At 61.7% G+C, this 18161-nt stretch carries 11 protein-coding genes; all 11 read left to right on the top strand.

Annotation, left to right across the window (positions count from 1 at the left end):
* Positions 1–58: 58 nt before the first annotated feature.
* Positions 59–12994: a PLxRFG domain-containing protein gene (locus K369_RS24545; RefSeq protein ID WP_051949119.1), complete on the top strand. Its 12936-nt coding sequence runs from the start codon at positions 59–61 to the stop codon at positions 12992–12994.
* A gap of 173 nt (positions 12995–13167) precedes the next feature.
* Entirely contained in the window at positions 13168–13611 is a 444-nt protein-coding gene (locus K369_RS27055) for a septal ring lytic transglycosylase RlpA family protein (protein ID WP_051949118.1), read from the top strand.
* On the top strand, positions 13608–14090 hold the full coding sequence (locus tag K369_RS07025) for a TIGR02594 family protein (protein ID WP_051949117.1): 483 nt from the start codon (positions 13608–13610) through the stop codon (positions 14088–14090). Before K369_RS27055 ends, K369_RS07025 begins: the two co-directional genes overlap by 4 nt.
* A 1-nt stretch (position 14091) precedes the next feature.
* On the top strand, positions 14092–14271 hold the full coding sequence (locus K369_RS07020; protein ID WP_036289524.1) for a hypothetical protein: 180 nt from the start codon (positions 14092–14094) through the stop codon (positions 14269–14271).
* A 5-nt stretch (positions 14272–14276) separates the two neighbouring features.
* Positions 14277–14405, top strand: coding sequence for a hypothetical protein (locus tag K369_RS27910; RefSeq protein WP_256380978.1), 129 nt, complete (start codon positions 14277–14279; stop codon positions 14403–14405).
* Positions 14406–14443: 38 nt separating this feature from the next.
* Positions 14444–15073, top strand: a complete 630-nt coding sequence (locus K369_RS27590) for a Gp49 family protein (RefSeq protein ID WP_245278127.1) — start codon at positions 14444–14446, stop codon at positions 15071–15073.
* A gap of 51 nt (positions 15074–15124) precedes the next feature.
* Positions 15125–15598, top strand: coding sequence for a hypothetical protein (locus K369_RS07010; protein WP_036289523.1), 474 nt, complete (start codon positions 15125–15127; stop codon positions 15596–15598).
* Between the two features lie 69 nt (positions 15599–15667).
* A complete protein-coding gene (locus K369_RS07005) occupies positions 15668–16033 on the top strand; it encodes a hypothetical protein (protein WP_036289521.1) in 366 nt (121 codons plus the stop codon).
* Between the two features lies 1 nt (position 16034).
* Complete coding sequence (locus K369_RS26245) at positions 16035–16283, top strand: hypothetical protein (protein WP_156967767.1); 249 nt, start codon at positions 16035–16037, stop codon at positions 16281–16283.
* Entirely contained in the window at positions 16280–16645 is a 366-nt protein-coding gene (locus tag K369_RS26240) for a hypothetical protein (protein WP_156967766.1), read from the top strand. Before K369_RS26245 ends, K369_RS26240 begins: the two co-directional genes overlap by 4 nt.
* Before the next feature lie 2 nt (positions 16646–16647).
* Positions 16648–18144 (top strand): hypothetical protein, encoded by a 1497-nt coding sequence (locus tag K369_RS06995; RefSeq protein ID WP_036289517.1) that lies wholly within the window; start codon positions 16648–16650, stop codon positions 18142–18144.
* Positions 18145–18161 lie beyond the last annotated feature (17 nt).

The following is an 18161-nucleotide window of genomic DNA, read 5'->3' as shown; positions in this document are numbered from 1 at the left end:
TTCGGATTTTCTCAGGCATAAATCGGAAATCTTCCGACGATATGCCCGAGGATTTCCGATGGTCGATTTCTTCTCGTCTCCCGCCGATCGCGCTCTCGAAGAGGCAAACGCAGGTGTGGAGCGAGCAAAAGCTGCGGCCGGCTCCGTTGTCGGCGTCAGGCCGCAGGCTCCGGCGCAGATCGACGGCGATCTGGTCAACGACTTCGCCAATGCGGCCATAGCGCATCAGGTGCCGGCCGATGCGCTCATGGCCATCGCCGAGCACGACTCCGGCTTTGACCAGTTCTCCCGCTCGCGCGGCCCCGGAGATAAGACGCGCGGCATCATCAAGATGTCCGACCGCGACGTTGCGGAGAACAAGGGCTCGAACCCCTACATTCCGGCCCACGCGATCGACGTTGCGGCGCGCAAGATGCGCGGCTTTCTCGACTCCGGCATGTCGGTTCCCGACGCCGTGAAAGCGACGAAGTTCGGTCCCGACAAGGACCAATGGGGGCCGGAAGCCGAGGATTACGCGAACGGAATTCTCTCGCGCTCGCAGCACTTCGCAGACACCTATTTTCCCGAGCCCGCTCCGCAGCCAGCTCCAGCGCCAGCCGCCCCTCCTCCGGCGACTTTTGGCGACAACGCGCGCGACGCGGCGCTCAATGTGGCGCTCGGCGTCAACATGGGGGTCCAAGACCTCAATGAGCTTTCGCACAAGCTCATGCCGAAGTTCGCAGCGGATTTCGTCGATTGGGCCGATAAGTCGATCGGCGGAAAGACGATGGAGGAGCGCGGCAAGGAAATCTCCGATCATTTGATGGAGAAGCTGTCGCCGCAGATGCGCTCTGCGTCGCAAAAGAAATGGTGGGACGGCGACAAGGGGGCGCTCGGAGACGCCTGGGGCGACTGGCGCGCCTACATGGGGCCGATCCTGCAATCGCTGCCGGAAACAGTCCTCACATCCGGCCCGGCGATGCGGCTCGCCCAAGTCTCGTTCGCCAAGGCTATCGCGAAGGGCGTCCCGGCTGCGGAAGCCGCTGCGCGTGCGGCGACAATCGCTGGTGTCGGCGGCGCAGTCTCGGAAGGCGCGCTCGGTGGCGCTCAGAGCGCGCGCGAAGTGCGCGACGAGATCGAGAAAATCCCGCTCGAAACGCTCCAGAAGTCTGACGCCTTCAATGCGCTGAAGCAGACCGGCATGTCGGACGAGGCGGCAAAGCAAGCCCTGGCCCGTGATCTCGGGACGCGCGCCTTCGTCACCGGCGGTATTGTGACCGGAGCTTTCGGCGGCATGGGCGATCGGATCATCACCGATACATTCCTCAAAAATATCGGCAAGAGCGGCGGCGCGAAGGGCCTCGCGGCTAATCTCGCGAAGAGCGCGGCGGGCGAAGGTCTCGCCGAGGAGCTTCCGCAGAGCGCCCTGCAACAGCTCGCACAGAATGAGGCTGTCCAGAAGGCTGACCCGAACAAGCAGCTCATGGACGACGTGGTGAACCAGGCGCTCGGCGGCGCGGTGACTGGCGCGGCTATGGGTGCCGGCATGGGCGGCGCGTTCCACGGCGCGACGCACAACATGGACACGACGCCGCCGGAGCCGCCGCGCGATCCGAGCGCCATGGGCTACACGCCGCCGCCCCCCGGTTCGGTCTCGGCCGCCGCCATGGAGCAGAACGGCCCGCTCATGATGAACCAGCCGGGCGAGACGAGCGCGGAGGCGATGCGCCGCGACTTCGGCCCCGGAGCTGTCGCTGGCCGCAATACGCCTCCGCAGATGCTTGAGCGGCCAGGAACCGTGTCCACCGACGCTATGCAGCGCGATTTCGCCCCCGGCGCGGAGAGCGCGCGCGCGATGCGGCAGTTGACCGGCGGCGGTCCTCTCGCGCGCATTCTCGAAGAGCGCGCGCCAGACGCGGCGGCCGCGGCCGATGTCGTCGGCAAGCGCGTGGTAGTGACGGATGAGAGCGGCGATCATGTCGGCCATGTCATCGGCCAGGATGCGGACGGCATTCTCGTCAAGGACGAGGGCGGCGGCGAACAGCTCGTCAGCCACGAAGAAATCTCCTCTGGCCAGACGAAGATCGCCGAAGTGCCGGCCGCCGCCACTCAGGAAGCGCCGAAGGCCGAAGAGCCGAAGCCGGAGCCCCGTAGGCCCACAGAGCAATCCGTCGGCGACGAGGCTATCGCCAAATCTCCCACAGCCCCCGCGCCGCGTGCGCAAGAGCGCTCGCTCGCCGAAATGTCCGAGGCGGAGCTTCGCGAGCGCCTGAAATTCATCGCCTCGCAGGCCAAGGCTGGCAAGGGCTGGACGAAGCCGCTCATGGTCGAGCGCCGCAAGGTCGAGACGGAAATCGAGGCGCGGTCTGGCGCTCAGACGGAAGCGCCGAAGGCAGTCGAGCCAGCCTCTGCTCCCGTCACCGACGAAAAGCGCGCGAAGGCAGTCGAATACGCCAAGCGCAATTGGTGGGGTGCGCGCCCGGCGGCGGAAGCGTTCATCGAGAATAATGGCATTGGCGACACCTACGAGGTCAAACAGGACGGTCGCAAGTTCTCCGCTGTTCCAAAGGCCGAGAATGGCTTTGTCCAGTTCGACAAGGACTCCGGCACTCTCGGCGTTCCACGCGCCGAAATGCCGCAAGTCGCCGCCGAGCATCATGGCGCGCTGACGAATTTCCTCAATGCCAAAGGCATCGACCACGAGACGAAGGAAGTTCCGGCCGACGAGCTGAAGCCAACGCAGGCGGAATTCTCGCCGGAGAAGGTCGAAAAGGCGAAGGACAGCGAAGGCGATCGTTCCGTCATCGTGTCGAACGACGGTCATGTGATCGACGGTCATCACCAGTGGCTCGCAGCCAAGGACGAGGGTGAGCCTGTCAAAGCGATCGTGCTCGACGCGCCGGTCGAGAAGGCGCTCGAAGCCGTCAAGGAATTTCCGAGCGCCACGACTTCGCAGGAGAGCGCGCCGGCCGGTGATGTGGCGAAGGGCAAATGGTTCGGCACGCGCGAAAAGGCCGAGGCTTTCATCGAAAAGAAGGGCCTCGGCGGCACGCACGAAATCAAGCAGAGCGGGAAGTTCAAGTTCGAGGTCGCACCGAAGAGCGCCAATGTCGAAGCAGAAAGTGTTGTCGCACCACAAGGATATCAAGTTGATCCGGCAACAACACTAAATGAGCGTGAAGCGCAGCTAAAGGGTGGCAAGTTTATTGCCGTAGCGCGCCGTTTAGCGCCGTGGTCCGTTGAAGCTGGATATGGTGATACCAAGGAAGAGGCGCAACGCGATGCATTGCGGCGCGTTGGTGCGAGCGCCGATGTCGATCGTCAGAAAGCCGTCGAGGCCGGCAAGGAGCTTCTCGGCAAGAAGATCGACCTGACACCGCCGATCGTCACGCAACTGAACGACGACGCCGGTCGCTACACAGTGTCGTCTGGCGCGCAGCTATACAGCACTTCTGGGCGCGCTCTTTCCGCCGCACCGAAGGCGGATGTCTCGACGCCACGCAAGCGCACAGCGACTCTCGACAGGCAAAATCAGTGGCTGGTTGACGAGGCTCGCAAGGAGGCACAGGCGCGCGGCGATGCGTGGATTGGCAATACAATCCTGAAGTCGATGAACCCAGACAATCTTTCCATGTCCGATAGAGACATGCTGAATGATTATTTGTTCGGAAGTGTTTCTGGACCGTCAGAGATAAATTTCAAACCATCGGCGCCTCAGCCGGCGCAGAAGGTCGAAAGCGCTCCAGAAAAAGCGCCGGAGCCACAAAAGCCATCCGAAAAGCCGCTCGGCTCCGACAACACCATCTTCACCAAGGAAGCCTATGAGGCGGCGCGCAAGCGTTTCACAGACCGTCACAAAGGCCAGTTCAATTCCGGCATAGACCCGGCCGACATTATCGATGGTCTCACGCTTGCCGGTTTCCATATCGAAGCCGGCGCACGCGCTTTTTCCGACTTCGCGAAAGCCATGGTTTCCGATCTCGGCGACAACATTCGCCCATATCTGAAATCGTGGTATCTTGGCGTCAAGTTCGATCCACGCAGCACGTCTCTTGAAGGCATGACGAGCGCGGCTGAGGTCGAAGCCGCTGATATCGACAAAATTCTCGCCAAGGACGACGCCAATGAACCTTCAAAACTGGATCAATCAGGCCAGAAGCCACTGGAAGGAGTTCCAGCCGAAGAGGTTCGCGGAACTGAGGCGGACAGGGGCGCTGGAAAGCGAGCTGAAGAAGGCGGCCGAGCAGACGAACCTCGAAATGAACGAGCTGGAGAGCCAGGGCTTCAAGGAGCACGAAGCCTGGGAGATGGTGAGGGAGCGGTATCTGTTCCCGCCGGAGGAAAAACAGAGCGATCCGCCGGTGGCGAGCGAGGCCGCGAGGCAGTTCAATCAGATCGCGCGGGAGAAGAGCCGGATGCTGAGGGACGAGGAGGAGTAGAGCCCTCCTCTGGCTCGACGGCTCAGGATCGCCCGAGCGATTTCGCTATCACCGACGAGGATCGGATCGGCGAAGGCGGCCAGAAGACGAAGTTCCGCCAGAACATCGATGCAATCCGGCTGCTTCGCCAGTTGAAGGCCGATGATCGGCCGGCGACGCGCGCCGAGCAGGCGACGCTCGCAAAATGGGTCGGGTGGGGCGGCCTGCCGCAGGCGTTCGAGCGCAGCGACGGCTCAACCTCGAAGGGGTGGGAGAAGGAGGTTGCGGAGCTTCGCGATCTCCTCTCGCCCGAAGAGCTGAAGGCGGCGGCGGCCTCGACGCGCAACGCGCACTACACGAGCCCCGAGATCGTCAAGGGCATGTGGAGCGCTCTGCGCCGCCTGGGCTTCGATCGCGGGCGCGTGCTGGAGCCATCCGTTGGCGTCGGCAATTTCTTTGGCCTCATGCCAGCGGACATGCGCTCGGCTTCCGCGCTCCACGGCGTCGAACTCGATACGATCACAGGCGGCATCGCCAAGCAGCTTTATCCGGCCGCGAAGATCGTCGCGCCCATGGGCTTCCAGAATTTCACGATACCGGACGGCTATTTCGACGCGGTGATCGGCAATCCTCCGTTCGGCTCGGAAAAGCTCTACGATCCAAACCGCAAGGATTTGTCGTCATTCTCGATCCACAACTACTTCTTCGCGAAGTCGCTCGATGGCCTGCGTCCAGGCGGCGTCATGGCGATGGTTGTGACCAATCGAATGATGGATGCTCGCTCGGATGAGGCGCGTCAATATCTTCGCGACCGCGCCGATCTCGTCGCCGCTATTCGCCTGCCGAACGACGCTTTCGCGAAGAACGCGGGAACGGAAGTCACGACGGATATTGTGATCCTGCGTAAGCGCGCGGACGGCGAGGCCCCATCCGGTCATCCGTGGGGACGAACGCTCGTCCACAAGGACAAAAACGGCGTCAGCGTTCCGATCAACGAATATTTCGCCGCGCATCCCGAGAATATGCTCGGCGAGTTCGGCGATTTCGGGACGATGTATGCTGCGCGCGCTCGTGGCGAGGTCGATCCGGCACTCATCCCGCGAGAAGGACAGGATACGGCGAAGCTTCTCGCCGAGGCCATCGAGCGCCTGCCGCGCAATATCATGACTGGCTCAGACGTGCAGCCGGCGCTCGAAGCCATTCCGATCAAGGCCAACCTCTCGCACGTTCGCGTCGGATCGATGTTTGTTCAGGACGGCAAAGCGTTCGTCCGCGAAGAAGACCAGCTCGGTGAGCCACGCGGCAAGGCGGTCGAATTCCCGAACGAGAGGGCCGAGGCGCGCGTTCTCGGAATGCTGTCGGTTCGCGATCACTTCGCCGATCTTCGCCGCCTGCAACTCGATCCGACCGCGGACGATCGCCGCATCGAAGCGGCTCGCGACCGATTGAACTCCGTCTATGACGTGTTTAAAGGCGAGCACGGCTACATCAATTCGGACGCCAACAAGCGCCTGTTTCGCGATGATCCTTCGTGGCCGCAGATTTCCGCGCTCGAAGAAGGCTACGACAAGGGTGTCTCGGCGGCCATCGCCAAGACGACGGGCGAAAAGCCGCGCGGGCCGAGCGCCAGCAAGGCGGCCGTCTTCTCGCGCCGCACGCAGGCCCCCTACTCGCCGCCCGTCACGGCGAAGAGCGCGAAAGATGCTCTCGTTTCGTCGCTGTCCGAGCGCGGCCGTGTCGATCTCGACTATATGTCGAAGCTCTACGACAAGCCGCAAGATCAAGTTCTCAAAGAGCTTGGCGATCTTGTTTTCAATGATCCCGTTCGCGGGCTAGTGACGCGCGAGGAATATCTATCCGGCAACGTCAAGCAGAAGCTCGCCGAGGCGCGAGACAAGGCGCGAAGCGATGGCGACTTCGAGCGCAATGTTGCCGCGCTCGAACAGGTGCAACCGAAGGATATCGCGGCGGCTGACATATCCGTGAAGCCGGGCGCGCATTGGTTGCCGCGCGAGGACATGCGCGCCTTCGTCCAGCACATGACCGGAGCGCGCAACGCCGATGCGTTCTACAATCCGGCGAGCGGGCGCTGGACGATATCAGGCGTCGCCAGCGATGATGCGAGCGTCAAATGGGGGACTAGCCGTGCTCGCGTCGCCGACATCGTGGAAGCCGCCGCTTCGCAAAAATCCATGGTCATTCGCGACAAAACCGAAGACGACAAATATGTCGTCAACGAGGCGGAAACCGAAGCGGCGAACGCCAAAGTTCAGGCCGTCAAGGACGAATGGGAGCGCTGGATTTTCGACGATGACGATCGTCGCGACCGCCTCTCGCGCATCTACAACGATATGTTCAATACGAACGTCCAGCGCACGTTCGATGGATCGCACCTGACATTCCCTGGGAAGATCGGCGACGACATTATATCGCTTCGCCCGCACCAGAAAAACGCGATTTGGCGCATCCTCCAATCTGGCACGACGCTCCTGGATCACGTCGTCGGCGCTGGAAAGACGTTCACCATCGTCGGGGCGGTGATGGAAGGCCGTCGCATGGGGCTCATGAAGAAGCCCATGCTCATCGTCCCGAACCATCTTGTCGAGCAATGGGCGGCAGATTTCATCCGTCTCTATCCGAGCGCCAATATCCTCGCGGCGACGAAGAAGGATTTCGAGAAGGAAAACCGTAAGCGTCTGTTCGCGCGCATCGCGACCGGCGATTGGGACGCGGTGATCGTCGCGCATTCGTCCTTCGGCCGCGTCGAGGTCGAGCCAGAGGCTCAAATCGCCTTCATCGAAAAGCAAGTCGCCGATCTCGTCAAAACGCAGGAAGAGGTTCGTTCCGCCGAAGGCAAGGAAGGCCGCAACGTCAAGCAGATACAGGAGCAAATCCAGAAAAAGACCGAGAAGATGAAAAAGCTTCTCGACACAGGCCGTAAGGACGATGCGCTCTATTGGGGCGAGCTTGGCGTCGATGGATTGTTCGTGGACGAGGCGCACGAGTTCAAGAACCTCGAATATTCGACTTCCATGCAGCGCGTCGCCGGCCTCGGCAATCAGCAGGGAAGCCAGAAGGCGTCCGATCTTTATCTCAAGGTCGATCAGGTGTTGCAGGCGACCGGCGGGCGCAACGTGACGTTCGCTACCGGAACGCCGATCAGCAACACCATGGCCGAAATGTTCACCATGCAGCGATATCTCGACGGGAAGACGCTCGAACAGCAAGGCTTGAGCCATTTCGACGCCTGGGCGCGCATGTATGGCGAGATCGTCTCGTCATTCGAGATATCGCCGGCTGGCAAATACAAGCTCAACAGCCGTTTTGCGAAGTTCACCAATCTGCCGGAACTCATGCAGAGCTACACGTCTTTCGCGGACGTGATCGGCCTGAATGATATTCGCGCTCAGCTCGCCGAGCAGGGCAAGCGTCTCCCGGTCCCGCGCGTGAAGGGCGGCAAGCCGCAGAATATCGTGGTCGATCGTAGCCAGGATCAGGCGGGATACATCGGCCAGCCGATCGTCAAGCCTGGAACCAATGAGGAGTCCGACGAATACCCGAACGGCTCTCTCATCTGGCGCGCCGACCATCTTCCGAAGCGTCCTGAGAAGGGCGCGGACAATATGCTGAAGGTCATGTCGGACGCGCGCAAGGCGGCGCTCGATATGCGTCTTATCGATCCGAGCTACCCGGATTACGCCGGTAGCAAGGTGAACGAGGCGGCCAAGAGCATCAAGCAAATCTACGACAAGTGGCACGCTGATAAGGGGACGCAACTCGTCTTTATCGACCTTTCGACGCCGAAGAACGCGCAGGCGAAGGAGGCGCGCGCCATTCGCGAGCTGATGGATCAAGCCGAGGCGGGCGACGAGGCGGCGCAGGAGAAGTTGGACAATATGAGCCCAGACGAAATGCTGGCGCTCGACAGCAAGTTCTCTGTCTATGACGACCTGAAGGACAAGCTGATCGCGCGCGGCATTCCTGCCGACGAGATCGCCTTCATTCACGACGCCAACACCGACCAGCAAAAGAGCGACCTTTTCGCCAAGGTTCGCTCTGGCCGCATCCGTGTCTTCTTTGGATCGACGGCGAAAATGGGCGCTGGAACCAACGTCCAGAACCGTCTTGTCGCGCTTCACCATCTCGACGCGCCGTGGCGGCCGTCCGACCTGGAGCAGCGCGAGGGGCGCATCATCCGCCAGGGCAATGAGCTGTTCGCGCGCGATCCTGACAATTTTGAAGTCGAGATCAATCGTTATGCGACGAAGCAGACGCTCGACTCGCGCATGTGGCAGACGATCGAGAGCAAGGCGAATTTCATCGAACAAATTCGCAAGGGAACGGGAGAGCGCAGCGTCGAGGACGTGGCCGGCGAGGCGATGAACTCGGCCGAAATGAAAGCCGCCGCTTCCGGCAATCCGCTCGTCTTCGACGAAATGGAATTGCGCCAGAAGGTTCGCAAGCTCACGAATGAGGAATACGCGCATAGGCAGGACCAGTATCGTGTCCGCGACGCCATCAAATACAATGAGAGTTCGAATAAGCACGACTCCAAGTTTCTTGCCGACATGATCGCCGATCGCACGACGGAGCGCCCCGAAAAGTTCGAGGTCAAAATCCGTGGCGAGGTTTTCGACAAGCGGCGCGAGGCAGGAGAGCGCATTCTCGACGAAGCCAAGGCGCTCGACGATGCTGGCGGTAATGCAGTCAAGATCGGCTCCTACGGCGGCTTTGGCCTCACGCTCGCCCGCGTGAGCGCGCCGAAATCATATGTCCTGGTGGCGAGCGCCAAGGGCGAATACGAGTCGAGCGTCTTCAACCTGAACTCTGCCGATGCACAAGGCGTCGCTCAGCGCATCATCAACATGCTGCCGAATGAGACGGAAATTTATAAGACTGAAAGACAAATCGAGTCGCGGGCTCGCATGGTCGAGAACATGAAAGGCCAAGTCGGCGAGTGGACGAAACGCGCCGAACTGGACGAGACAAAGGCGAAGTGGAACGAGGTTATCGGCAAGCTGAAGCATAAGAAGCCGGCCGAGCCGAAGGCGTCGATTGGAGCCGAGCCGGGCAATATGACCGCCGCCGATCTTCGCGACCATCTTGTTCGCGGCAAGGATGGACCGCTCATTCAGAAGCTCCTCTCCTCTGGCCGGATCGTCCTGCACGACACGGCCGAACAGCTTCCAGGCAGCGCGCCAGCCAACGCTCAGGGTATGACGACGGCGGACGGAACGATCCATCTCGCAGCCGGAAATCTGACGCCAGAGACGGCGCGCGCGGTCCTCCTGCACGAAGCCTTCCACGCCGGGGCCGAAGCGCTCACCGGCGCGCGGGGCTGGAAATCGCTCATGGAGCGCGTCCAGACAGCGGTCGATAACGCGATGGCGCGTGGCGACGGCGAGGGCTTTTGGGCCGACGCGATCGAGCAGGCGCGCGCCTCTGGCGGCCGTCTCGCCGAAGAAGCGGCGGCCTATGCGGTCGAGAACTACGAGCGTGCGCCGGCAGGCATCAAGGATGTGGTCGATCGCCTCATCGGTCTCGCGAAGGCATGGGCCGTGCGCGCCTTCGGGCGGCAGTTCGGCTCGGTCACTCCGGCGCAGCTCCGCGCGCTCGCGGTTTCCGCTCTGCGATCGGTCACGGACTCGCCGGAGCCGACCATTCCGGGGCCGGGCGGCTCGCGCTATTCGATCGCCTCGCCGAAGGATATCGCCGCCGACGCCCATGGCCTCTTCAAGAAAGCCGCCGACGCCGCCAGCGACTTCCTGACGAGCGTCATGGTGGGCGCGAAAGGATCGACCGATCAGGTCGGGAAATTCAGCGCCTTGGCGCTAGTCCCGACACGTCCACTCTTCCTCGAATTGGCGAAGGGTCTTCCTTCAGCGAAGCACTACATCTCGACGAAGCAGGCGATGGACCAGTTCCGCAACACGCTCGCCGAAGAGGCGGATGGGCTGTTGCAAAAATGGTTCTCCTACGCGCGGAATAATAAGGAAGAGAACACCGCGCTCATGGACTTGATGCACGAGAGCACGATCGCGCAGGCCGACCCAAGCAAGGAATGGTCGGGCCAGGAGGGGATGACGCCGGCCGACCGAGACGATATGCGGCGCTTCCGCCCAGGCTCCGAGCGATACGAGGCTGCGCTCAAGAAGCAGAATGAAGACGCCGCGCGCAAGGCGGCCTGGGGCGAGCTGAAGACGCGCTATGACGCCATGTCTGACGTTTCCAAGCAGCTCTACAACGACGTTCGCGACGCCTACGAGAAGCGCGCCGACGAGTCCGAGGCGGAGGTCATCGCCAACGTCCAGAAGGCGCTCGATCGCACCGTGCGCCGAGCCGAGCAGATCCACAGCGACGAAATGCAGCGCATCACCGACGAGGGGTTGGTCGGCAGGGAGCGCGACGCGGCCAAGGATGCGGCCGATCTGGCGCTCGCCAAGGCGCGGACGGTCGCGCGCCGGAACCGCGCCGCTCGCATCAAGAAGATGCGGGAAATGTTCGAGGCGAACCGGCTGACCGGCCCTTACTTCCCTCTGGCCCGTTTCGGTAACTACTTCGTCACCGTGCGCGATGGCGAAGGGAAGGTGATCTCGTTCTCGCGCTTCGAGTCGCGCGGCGAGCAGCGCAAATTCGCCGAAGAAATGGAGAAGACGCCCGGCTACAGGGTGGAGCAGGGTTTGGCGACCGTGAAGAGCGAGGTTGAGCGCGCGCTCGATCCGAAGTTCGTCGCTGAGGTCGATGCGCTCCTGGAAGGGGCCGGCGCGCCAGACGATCTTCGCGACAAGATTTGGCAGAAATATCTCGAAACACTGCCCGACCTTTCCATCCGCAAGAACCGTATTCACCGCAAGAACCGTCTCGGCTTCGACACGGATGCGCTCCGCGCCTTCGCCAACAATATGTTCCACTCCGGCCATCAGCTCGCGCGCCTGCGCTACGGAATGGAGCTCCAGGAACACATCGATAGCGCCGGCCGCGAGGTCAAAGAGGCGGACGACCCGATCCGGGCCGGCGCTGTCTATAACGAGATGGTTCGCGCTCACGACTTCGCCATGAACCCACAGGGAGAGCCGTGGGCCTACAGGCTCTCGTCTTTCGCCTTCATGTGGACAATGGCGTTCAATCTCTCCTCGGCGATCGTCAATCTGGATCAGGCGTGGACGAAGGGAATTCCGAACCTCGCCTATGACGAGGAAACGAATGCAGGGCTTCGAAGGGCCGCTTCCGAGAATGCCCGCGCGCTTCGTGATGTGCTTGTCGGGCGCGGCTTCATCGAAAATGCCTCAACGCTCACCGACGACGAGAGGAAGGCGATCAGAGCTGGCTACGATCTCGGCGTGATCGACAAGACGCAGGCGCATGATCTCGCCAACGTCGCCGAGAGCGGCATCGACTACAATCCGATCCGGCACAACATCATGAAGGCGGCCTCTGCCCCGATGCACCACACGGAACGCCTGAACCGTGAAGTCACATTCATGGCGGCCTATCGTATCGCCAAGGCGGCTGGCCTCTCACAGGAAAAGTCAATCGCTAAGGCCGCCGACCTGACGTGGATGACGCACTTCGACAACCAGTCGTCGAGCAAGCCGCGCATCATGCGGAGCGATATCGGCAGAGCCGCCTTCGCCCTGAAGGCGTTCCAGGCGAACATCCTGTTCCGGCTATTCCGCGACATGCACCAGACGCTACGCGGGGCCGACGCCGAGACGCGCAAGGCAGCGATCGGGCGCATTGCCTCGACCATGCTTCTCACGGCTGGCGCGGCCGGCGTTCGCGGGGCCTATTTCTACAGCCTCGTGATGATGATGGCCGGCGCATTCCTCGGCGGCGACGATCCGGACGAGGAGCTGCGGAAGTGGGTGCTGGAGCACACCGGCGACACGATGGTCGGGCGCGCGGTCGGCGGAATGATTATGGATGGCGCGCCCGGCTACATCACCGGGACGGCGCTGTCCGACCGCCTCGGTCTCGCCGATCTCTGGTTCAGGGCGAATAATCGCGAGTTGAACGCCGATCAGCAATGGGCAAGCTGGCTCGAACAGCTCGGCGGCGCTCCGCTCAGCCTCCTGCATCAGGTCTATCAGGGCGGATCGGAGATCGTGAAGGGCAATATCGTTCGCGGCGTCGAGAAGATGGCTCCGGCGGCGGTGCGTAACATCGCCAAAGCCGGGCGCTATGCGGTCGAAGGCGTCCAGGACAAAAACGGAAATCCAGTCGTCGAAAATGTTCCGATACAGGATGTTATCAAGCAGGCGATTGGCTTCACGCCGGCCGAGATATCCGACCAATACGCACGCAACACGTTCCAGACGAACACGCAAACTCGCATCCATGGAGAGAAGTCGGCGGCGCTTCGGGCGGCTGGACGAGCCAGACTGAGTGGCGACCAGGATGCGATTGCGGCGGCACAGAAGAAAGTGGACGCCTATAACGCCGAAGTGCCGGAGGCGCGGATCACGCCGAAGTCGATCATGCAGGAGGCCAAGCGGTTCAGGAAAAAGCACGATCGCATGGAGCTTGGCGTCGATCTCGATCCGAAGCTGGAGGATCGGATCAAGGAAGAGACCGCGCCGTCGATCTATCGGAGATGAAAGAGGCCACCGACGCCGGATATCGTCGGTGGCCTCTAAGCGAGCATCGCTGGGCTGACAACAGCGGGCTCAAGCAGTTACCTACCTAGCATTGCGACGGGAAATGTCAATCGACGTATTGCCGAGCGTCGGAAAATCTCCTATGTTTCGACGGAATTCGTCGGGGAGATTTCATGCCGAACATTCGCGCCATATTGCTCGCAGCGTCGATCGCCGTCGCTCCATCTGCCGCAAAGGCAGATTTGATCGGCGATCTGATCCGCTCGCTTCAGTGGAACGAAGCTCGTCTTCATCCGTCGAATAGCGGTCTGAAGCGCACGCGCACGCCGCCGATGTGGTCATTCGCCTCCTATTATGGCGGCGGCGAGCGGCTGAACCGCCACACAGCAAACGGCGAGCGCTTCAATCCAGGCGCACTGACGGCGGCGCATCGCTCCCTCCCGTTCGGCACGAAGGTTCTCGTCTCGCATGGCGACCGCTCCGTCGTCGTTCGCGTCAATGATCGCGGGCCGGCGGCTTACACCGGCCGGTCAATCGACCTCTCCCGCGCCGCTGCGGCCCGCCTCGCCATGCTCGGCGCTGGCGTCGCGCGCGTTACCATACAGGTGCTTCGATGAGCCTCAAATGGATCGATATCGCGCGCTCCTACATCGGCCTGCATGAGGGTATCGGCGATCTCGACAATCCGAAGGTCGTCGCGCTCTACGCGCTTGCCGGCCACCCGGAAGTCAAGCACGACGCTGTTCCATGGTGCGCGGCTTTCGTCGGCGCGTGCTTGCGTCAGGCGGGGCTTCCTTCGACCGGCACGCTTTGGGCGCTCGATTACGCCAAGTATGGCGACAAGGTGACGAGCCCAGTCGTCGGCGCAATCGCGACCAAGAAGCGCAATGGCGGCGGCCATGTGTTCTTCGTCGTCGATTTCGACGGCTCCTATGTGTGGGGGCTCGGCGGCAACCAGAGCGATCGTGTGAACATCGTGAAGTTCCCGCGCTCGATCATTCACTCATATTCGTGGCCGCACGGCGCTCCATTCCCGAAGGCTCCGCATGACGGAGCTTTTCGCGTCGGCGCGGTCAAAGCCGGAAGCGAGGCGTGACATGGGCCAGTTCGAAGCCATGATGGTGCGAACCATTCTCGTCGGCGCGATTGCGATCGGCGTGTTTTCCTACGCCTTTCCAAACCCCGACAAGACGACCATCGCCATCGCAATCGGCGTCGTTATCATCGCCACCATTCCGTCCTTCATCAAGCTCTGGCTCGACCTCAAGAGGGAGTGAGCGTCATGCTCGCGGAAATCGGGAAATTCATCGAATACGGCGGCCTCTTCATTGTTGGAGTCGTCGTGTTCGCAATCGCCGCGCCGATCATCGACACGATTTGGCGAGCGATCACCGGAAAGTCGTTCAACTGATCCGTGCCGGGCGGTATCCCGGAAATGGGTGACACAAAATGATCAAGCCTTCCATTGGACGAGTCGTGTGGTTTTGGCCGGGCGAGCATGACCCGGAACTCAGCTCTTATTGTGGAAGAACGCAGCCGCTCGCTGCGATCGTCTCCTATGTCTGGAGCGACACGCTCATCAATATCGCCGTCTTCGATCCGAACGGCGGCTCCCACGGCCGCACGAGCGTCAGGCTTTGGCAGGGGGACGGAAATAGGCCAACAAATGAATTATACGCCGAGTGGATGCCTTACCAGAAGGCTGTGGCGGCGAAGAACGATGCGCTCGAAGCGCAAGTGAAGCGTGGTCACACCAGCGGTGACGAAGCGAAGCTCGACGCGGAGATCGTCGCCAAGGGGCTGACTGCGCCGCGCGTCACACCGCTGTCCATCGACAGCCTGATCGTCAACACGACCTACACGCTCCTCGCCGGCACGACCGTCACCATTTGCGCGCTGACGCTGCGCAACGGTTTCATCTCCATCGGCCATAGCGCTTGCGCGTCGCCGGAAAATTTCGACCCCGAGATTGGTCGCAATATCGCCTTCGACAATGCGCGCAACAAGCTCTGGGAGCTGGAGGGCTACACGCTCATGAATGCCCTGAGCGGTCGCGCGCCCTTCAATACCGCCTTCTGACGCCAAACGTCGGATCAACAGCCGGATCGCCGGCAACACGAGGAAGCTGAAATGAAATACGCCGACAACTACATCTTGCGAGACTTGCTGAACATGACGATCATTCTCGCCGCCGTCGCGATCGGCTACACGGCGTTGCCGTTCTGGTTCGCCACGATCATGCTGGCCATCGTCGCCAGTCTCGCCTTCATCGGCCGCCCGTTCGTCGCCTTCGCGCTCAGTTCCGTCGTGGCGCTGTTCGCGCTGACCGAGCCGTCGCTCGCCGCCGACGCCAGCAATACGCTCTACATCTTCCCCTCGCCGTCCGAGGTCGGCCCGCCCCTGATCGCCGCGCCGTCGTGGGTGCCCGCCTTCCTCTATCCGATCTGGAACTATGTCGGCTCCGGCGCGGTGATCCTCTACATTCTCGTCCATGCGCGATCGTTCATCCCGACCACGGGCTCGTGGGCGATCGTCGGCGCGATCTGGGACCTGCTCGCTGGCAACTATAAGCTGGCGGCCAACGCGACGAGTTCGACCTCGTGACGTGGCTCTCCACCATTATCGCAAGCATCCTCGGAGCGCTGTTCGCAGCGCTCCGAGGTAAGCGACAGGATGAAGATCGTGTCCAAGCACATGAGCACGAGGCTGTCGCAGATGCGGCCGTCGAAACAGAGCGGGCAATCGCAGAGATTGCCGACGAGCGGTCCTCTCTCCCTGGCCCGAGCGATGATCCTGACGAGCTTGCTCGCCGGCTGCGCGCACGGAAATCCACCGGCGGCAGTCCTTCAACCAGCCAGAAAAGCTGAAATTCAGCGTCAGATTGCTCCGGCCTGCCCGAGGCCGTTGAGCGACGACGAGCTGGAAGATGTTGCGCGGTTCGTCGAAACGACGCGCACGCCGTCCGCCACCAAAGTCATCAACATCACGCTCCGTCTCGACGGAGAAGCGCGCATTTGCCGTGGGCAGAAGGTGAAGTGACATGCCGACGCCAACATGCCATGCGCAAGGACTGCTCTCCGGCTTGTCGGAAACCGCGAGCGATAAAGTGGCGCTCATTGCTGCCGGCGTTGTTGGATCGACGCCGCTATGGTTCGATGCGGCGAAGCAGGTTTCAGAGGTTGGGGCAATGCTCGGACCTGGGCTCGCGGCCGCCTTGGTGATTTCGAAGATCGTTCAGATTTGGGTGGCGATCATGATCCAAATCTGGAAAGCCGCGAGGAACAAATGAGCGCACATCCTAATGGCGGTAGCCTTGATCCTACGCCGGGCGTCATCGTCGAAGACGGAAAGATCAATCACGCGACAACCAGCATTGGCGACGGTCATAAAGAGGTCACGACGGCCGGAACTCCGGTTACGCTCGCAGCTACGACGCCGGCGAAATGGGTGACGCTGCAGGCGGACCCGGCTAACACCGGCTACATCGCCTATGGCGGGCCGGCTGTGAGCGCCAGCGGCACAACGGGAACAGGCAGGGGCCATCGCCTCGCGGCAGGGGAGGCGGTCACGCTGCCAGTCGCCGATCTCGCGAGCATCTATCTCGACGCGACCGTCTCCGGCGAAGGCGTCCGATACACCTACGGGGCGTGACGATGATGACTCCCTTTGGCCTTATCGCGCCCGGCTGGCCCGACCGCGTCGGCAACCCCAACGCCCTAACTACGGGCGCTGGGATGGCTCCGTCGCCGTTCGCCCTCTCGCAGCTCCCGGTCGGCTCATATCTCGACTATGACAGCCGCATCAATGTGACGGCCGATGGAAGCAACAAAGTCGCGACGTGGAGCGATGCTAGCGGGACATGGGCGTTTACCGCATCGACAACCGCAGAAAAGCCGACGCTCGCCGCCGATAGTTGGGCGACCGGCATCCCAGTGCTGTCGTTCAACGGCGTCGATGGCGGCAACATACTCCGCGGCGACGAGCCACATATTGACGCCTATCAGTCATTTCTCGTAGCGCGTCGCTCGTCAGCCGATCAGAACGCTGTCGCTACCAACAAGACTCTATATCGGACAGGGCGCGCTGCTGACAATCTGCGCATCATGACTTACATGCAGAGGGCAACCAGCGACACCACGCAAGATCATATCTACGTGCTCGGTCCCGGAGGCGGGTCTAGTCCCGCGAGCGGCGATGGTTTCGGTAAGGGCGTCAAGGCGATAATTGGCGTCAGAGCAGACGGGGCCGCCAATCTCGCATATGTCAACTCGATCGCATCCACCGCAGCGCCCACGGGCGCAGTAACAGAGGCCGGCACGTATATCGGAGGCGACGACTCGGCGACGAGTGTGAGGGCAAAATTTGATCTTGCTCGGTATCTGCGGGTCAATGCAGCGATGCTCCCTGGTGGAGGCGAGCAGGTCGCGAATTACTGGCTCATCGAGGGGGCATTGGCGTGGGAGTATGGACTGCAAGGATCACTACGCGCCGATCATCTATATAAGTCCCACGCGCCGCGCGCGACCGACTACAGCGGCAATAACCGGCTGTGGATAGGCTGGGGAAATTCGCTGACTTACGGCCTCGGCGGGAAAATGGCGAATGCAGCCGCCTATAATGCGGCGGCGCGTGGGCTCACTTGTGAGAATCAAGGCGTCTCGGGCGAAACCAGCGATCAGATTTACGCGCGATTTCAGGCCGCCACCGCGGCGCAGTTGGCGAAGGTCACGTATCTCGGGGATGTTTGGAAAAACGGCGGGACGGACCCGGACGGCCAGTATGAGGCGATGATAGTCGCCGTCGAGGCGGCGCATGGCATGGGCGCGGGGAACGCGCATCTCGTCATCGTCGGCGATTGGATCGGTTTTATTGCGGGGTCCACCGAGTATAGCAACCCTGGCCGGATCGCGATCGATGCGAAGAATGCAGCCATTGCTGCCGCCCATCCAAACTACTACCTGGACCTCTTTAATTTGCTCGTCGCTCTCGGAGCGCCCAGCGGGCCATATCCAGACGCGACAGCCTACGCAAAGGGTTGGGTGCCAGATGCGCTCAGGACTGGAGATACGCTCCATCTCAACGCAACCGGATACATCGAAGCAGCTAAGATCGTATCTGCGTTTATCCGAGCCAAAACGTGGGACCTTTGACCCACACGCCCTAACCT

Origin of the sequence: Methylosinus sp. PW1, assembly GCF_000745215.1 — a bacterium.
In the GTDB taxonomy this organism is placed as follows: Bacteria; Pseudomonadota; Alphaproteobacteria; order Rhizobiales; family Beijerinckiaceae; genus Methylosinus.
Note: the sequence above shows the minus strand (reverse complement) of the source record. Positions and strands in the feature narration are given on the sequence as shown.

Coding starts and splice junctions, on each gene's coding strand:
- K369_RS26245 (WP_156967767.1), top strand. CDS start 16,035: ATGCCGACGCCAACATGCCATGCGCAAGGACTGCTCTCCGGCTTGTCG.
- K369_RS07025 (WP_051949117.1), top strand. CDS start 13,608: ATGAGCCTCAAATGGATCGATATCGCGCGCTCCTACATCGGCCTGCAT.
- K369_RS24545 (WP_051949119.1), top strand. CDS start 59: ATGGTCGATTTCTTCTCGTCTCCCGCCGATCGCGCTCTCGAAGAGGCA.
- K369_RS06995 (WP_036289517.1), top strand. CDS start 16,648: ATGATGACTCCCTTTGGCCTTATCGCGCCCGGCTGGCCCGACCGCGTC.
- K369_RS07010 (WP_036289523.1), top strand. CDS start 15,125: ATGAAATACGCCGACAACTACATCTTGCGAGACTTGCTGAACATGACG.
- K369_RS27590 (WP_245278127.1), top strand. CDS start 14,444: ATGATCAAGCCTTCCATTGGACGAGTCGTGTGGTTTTGGCCGGGCGAG.
- K369_RS07020 (WP_036289524.1), top strand. CDS start 14,092: ATGGGCCAGTTCGAAGCCATGATGGTGCGAACCATTCTCGTCGGCGCG.
- K369_RS07005 (WP_036289521.1), top strand. CDS start 15,668: ATGAAGATCGTGTCCAAGCACATGAGCACGAGGCTGTCGCAGATGCGG.
- K369_RS27910 (WP_256380978.1), top strand. CDS start 14,277: ATGCTCGCGGAAATCGGGAAATTCATCGAATACGGCGGCCTCTTCATT.
- K369_RS26240 (WP_156967766.1), top strand. CDS start 16,280: ATGAGCGCACATCCTAATGGCGGTAGCCTTGATCCTACGCCGGGCGTC.
- K369_RS27055 (WP_051949118.1), top strand. CDS start 13,168: ATGCCGAACATTCGCGCCATATTGCTCGCAGCGTCGATCGCCGTCGCT.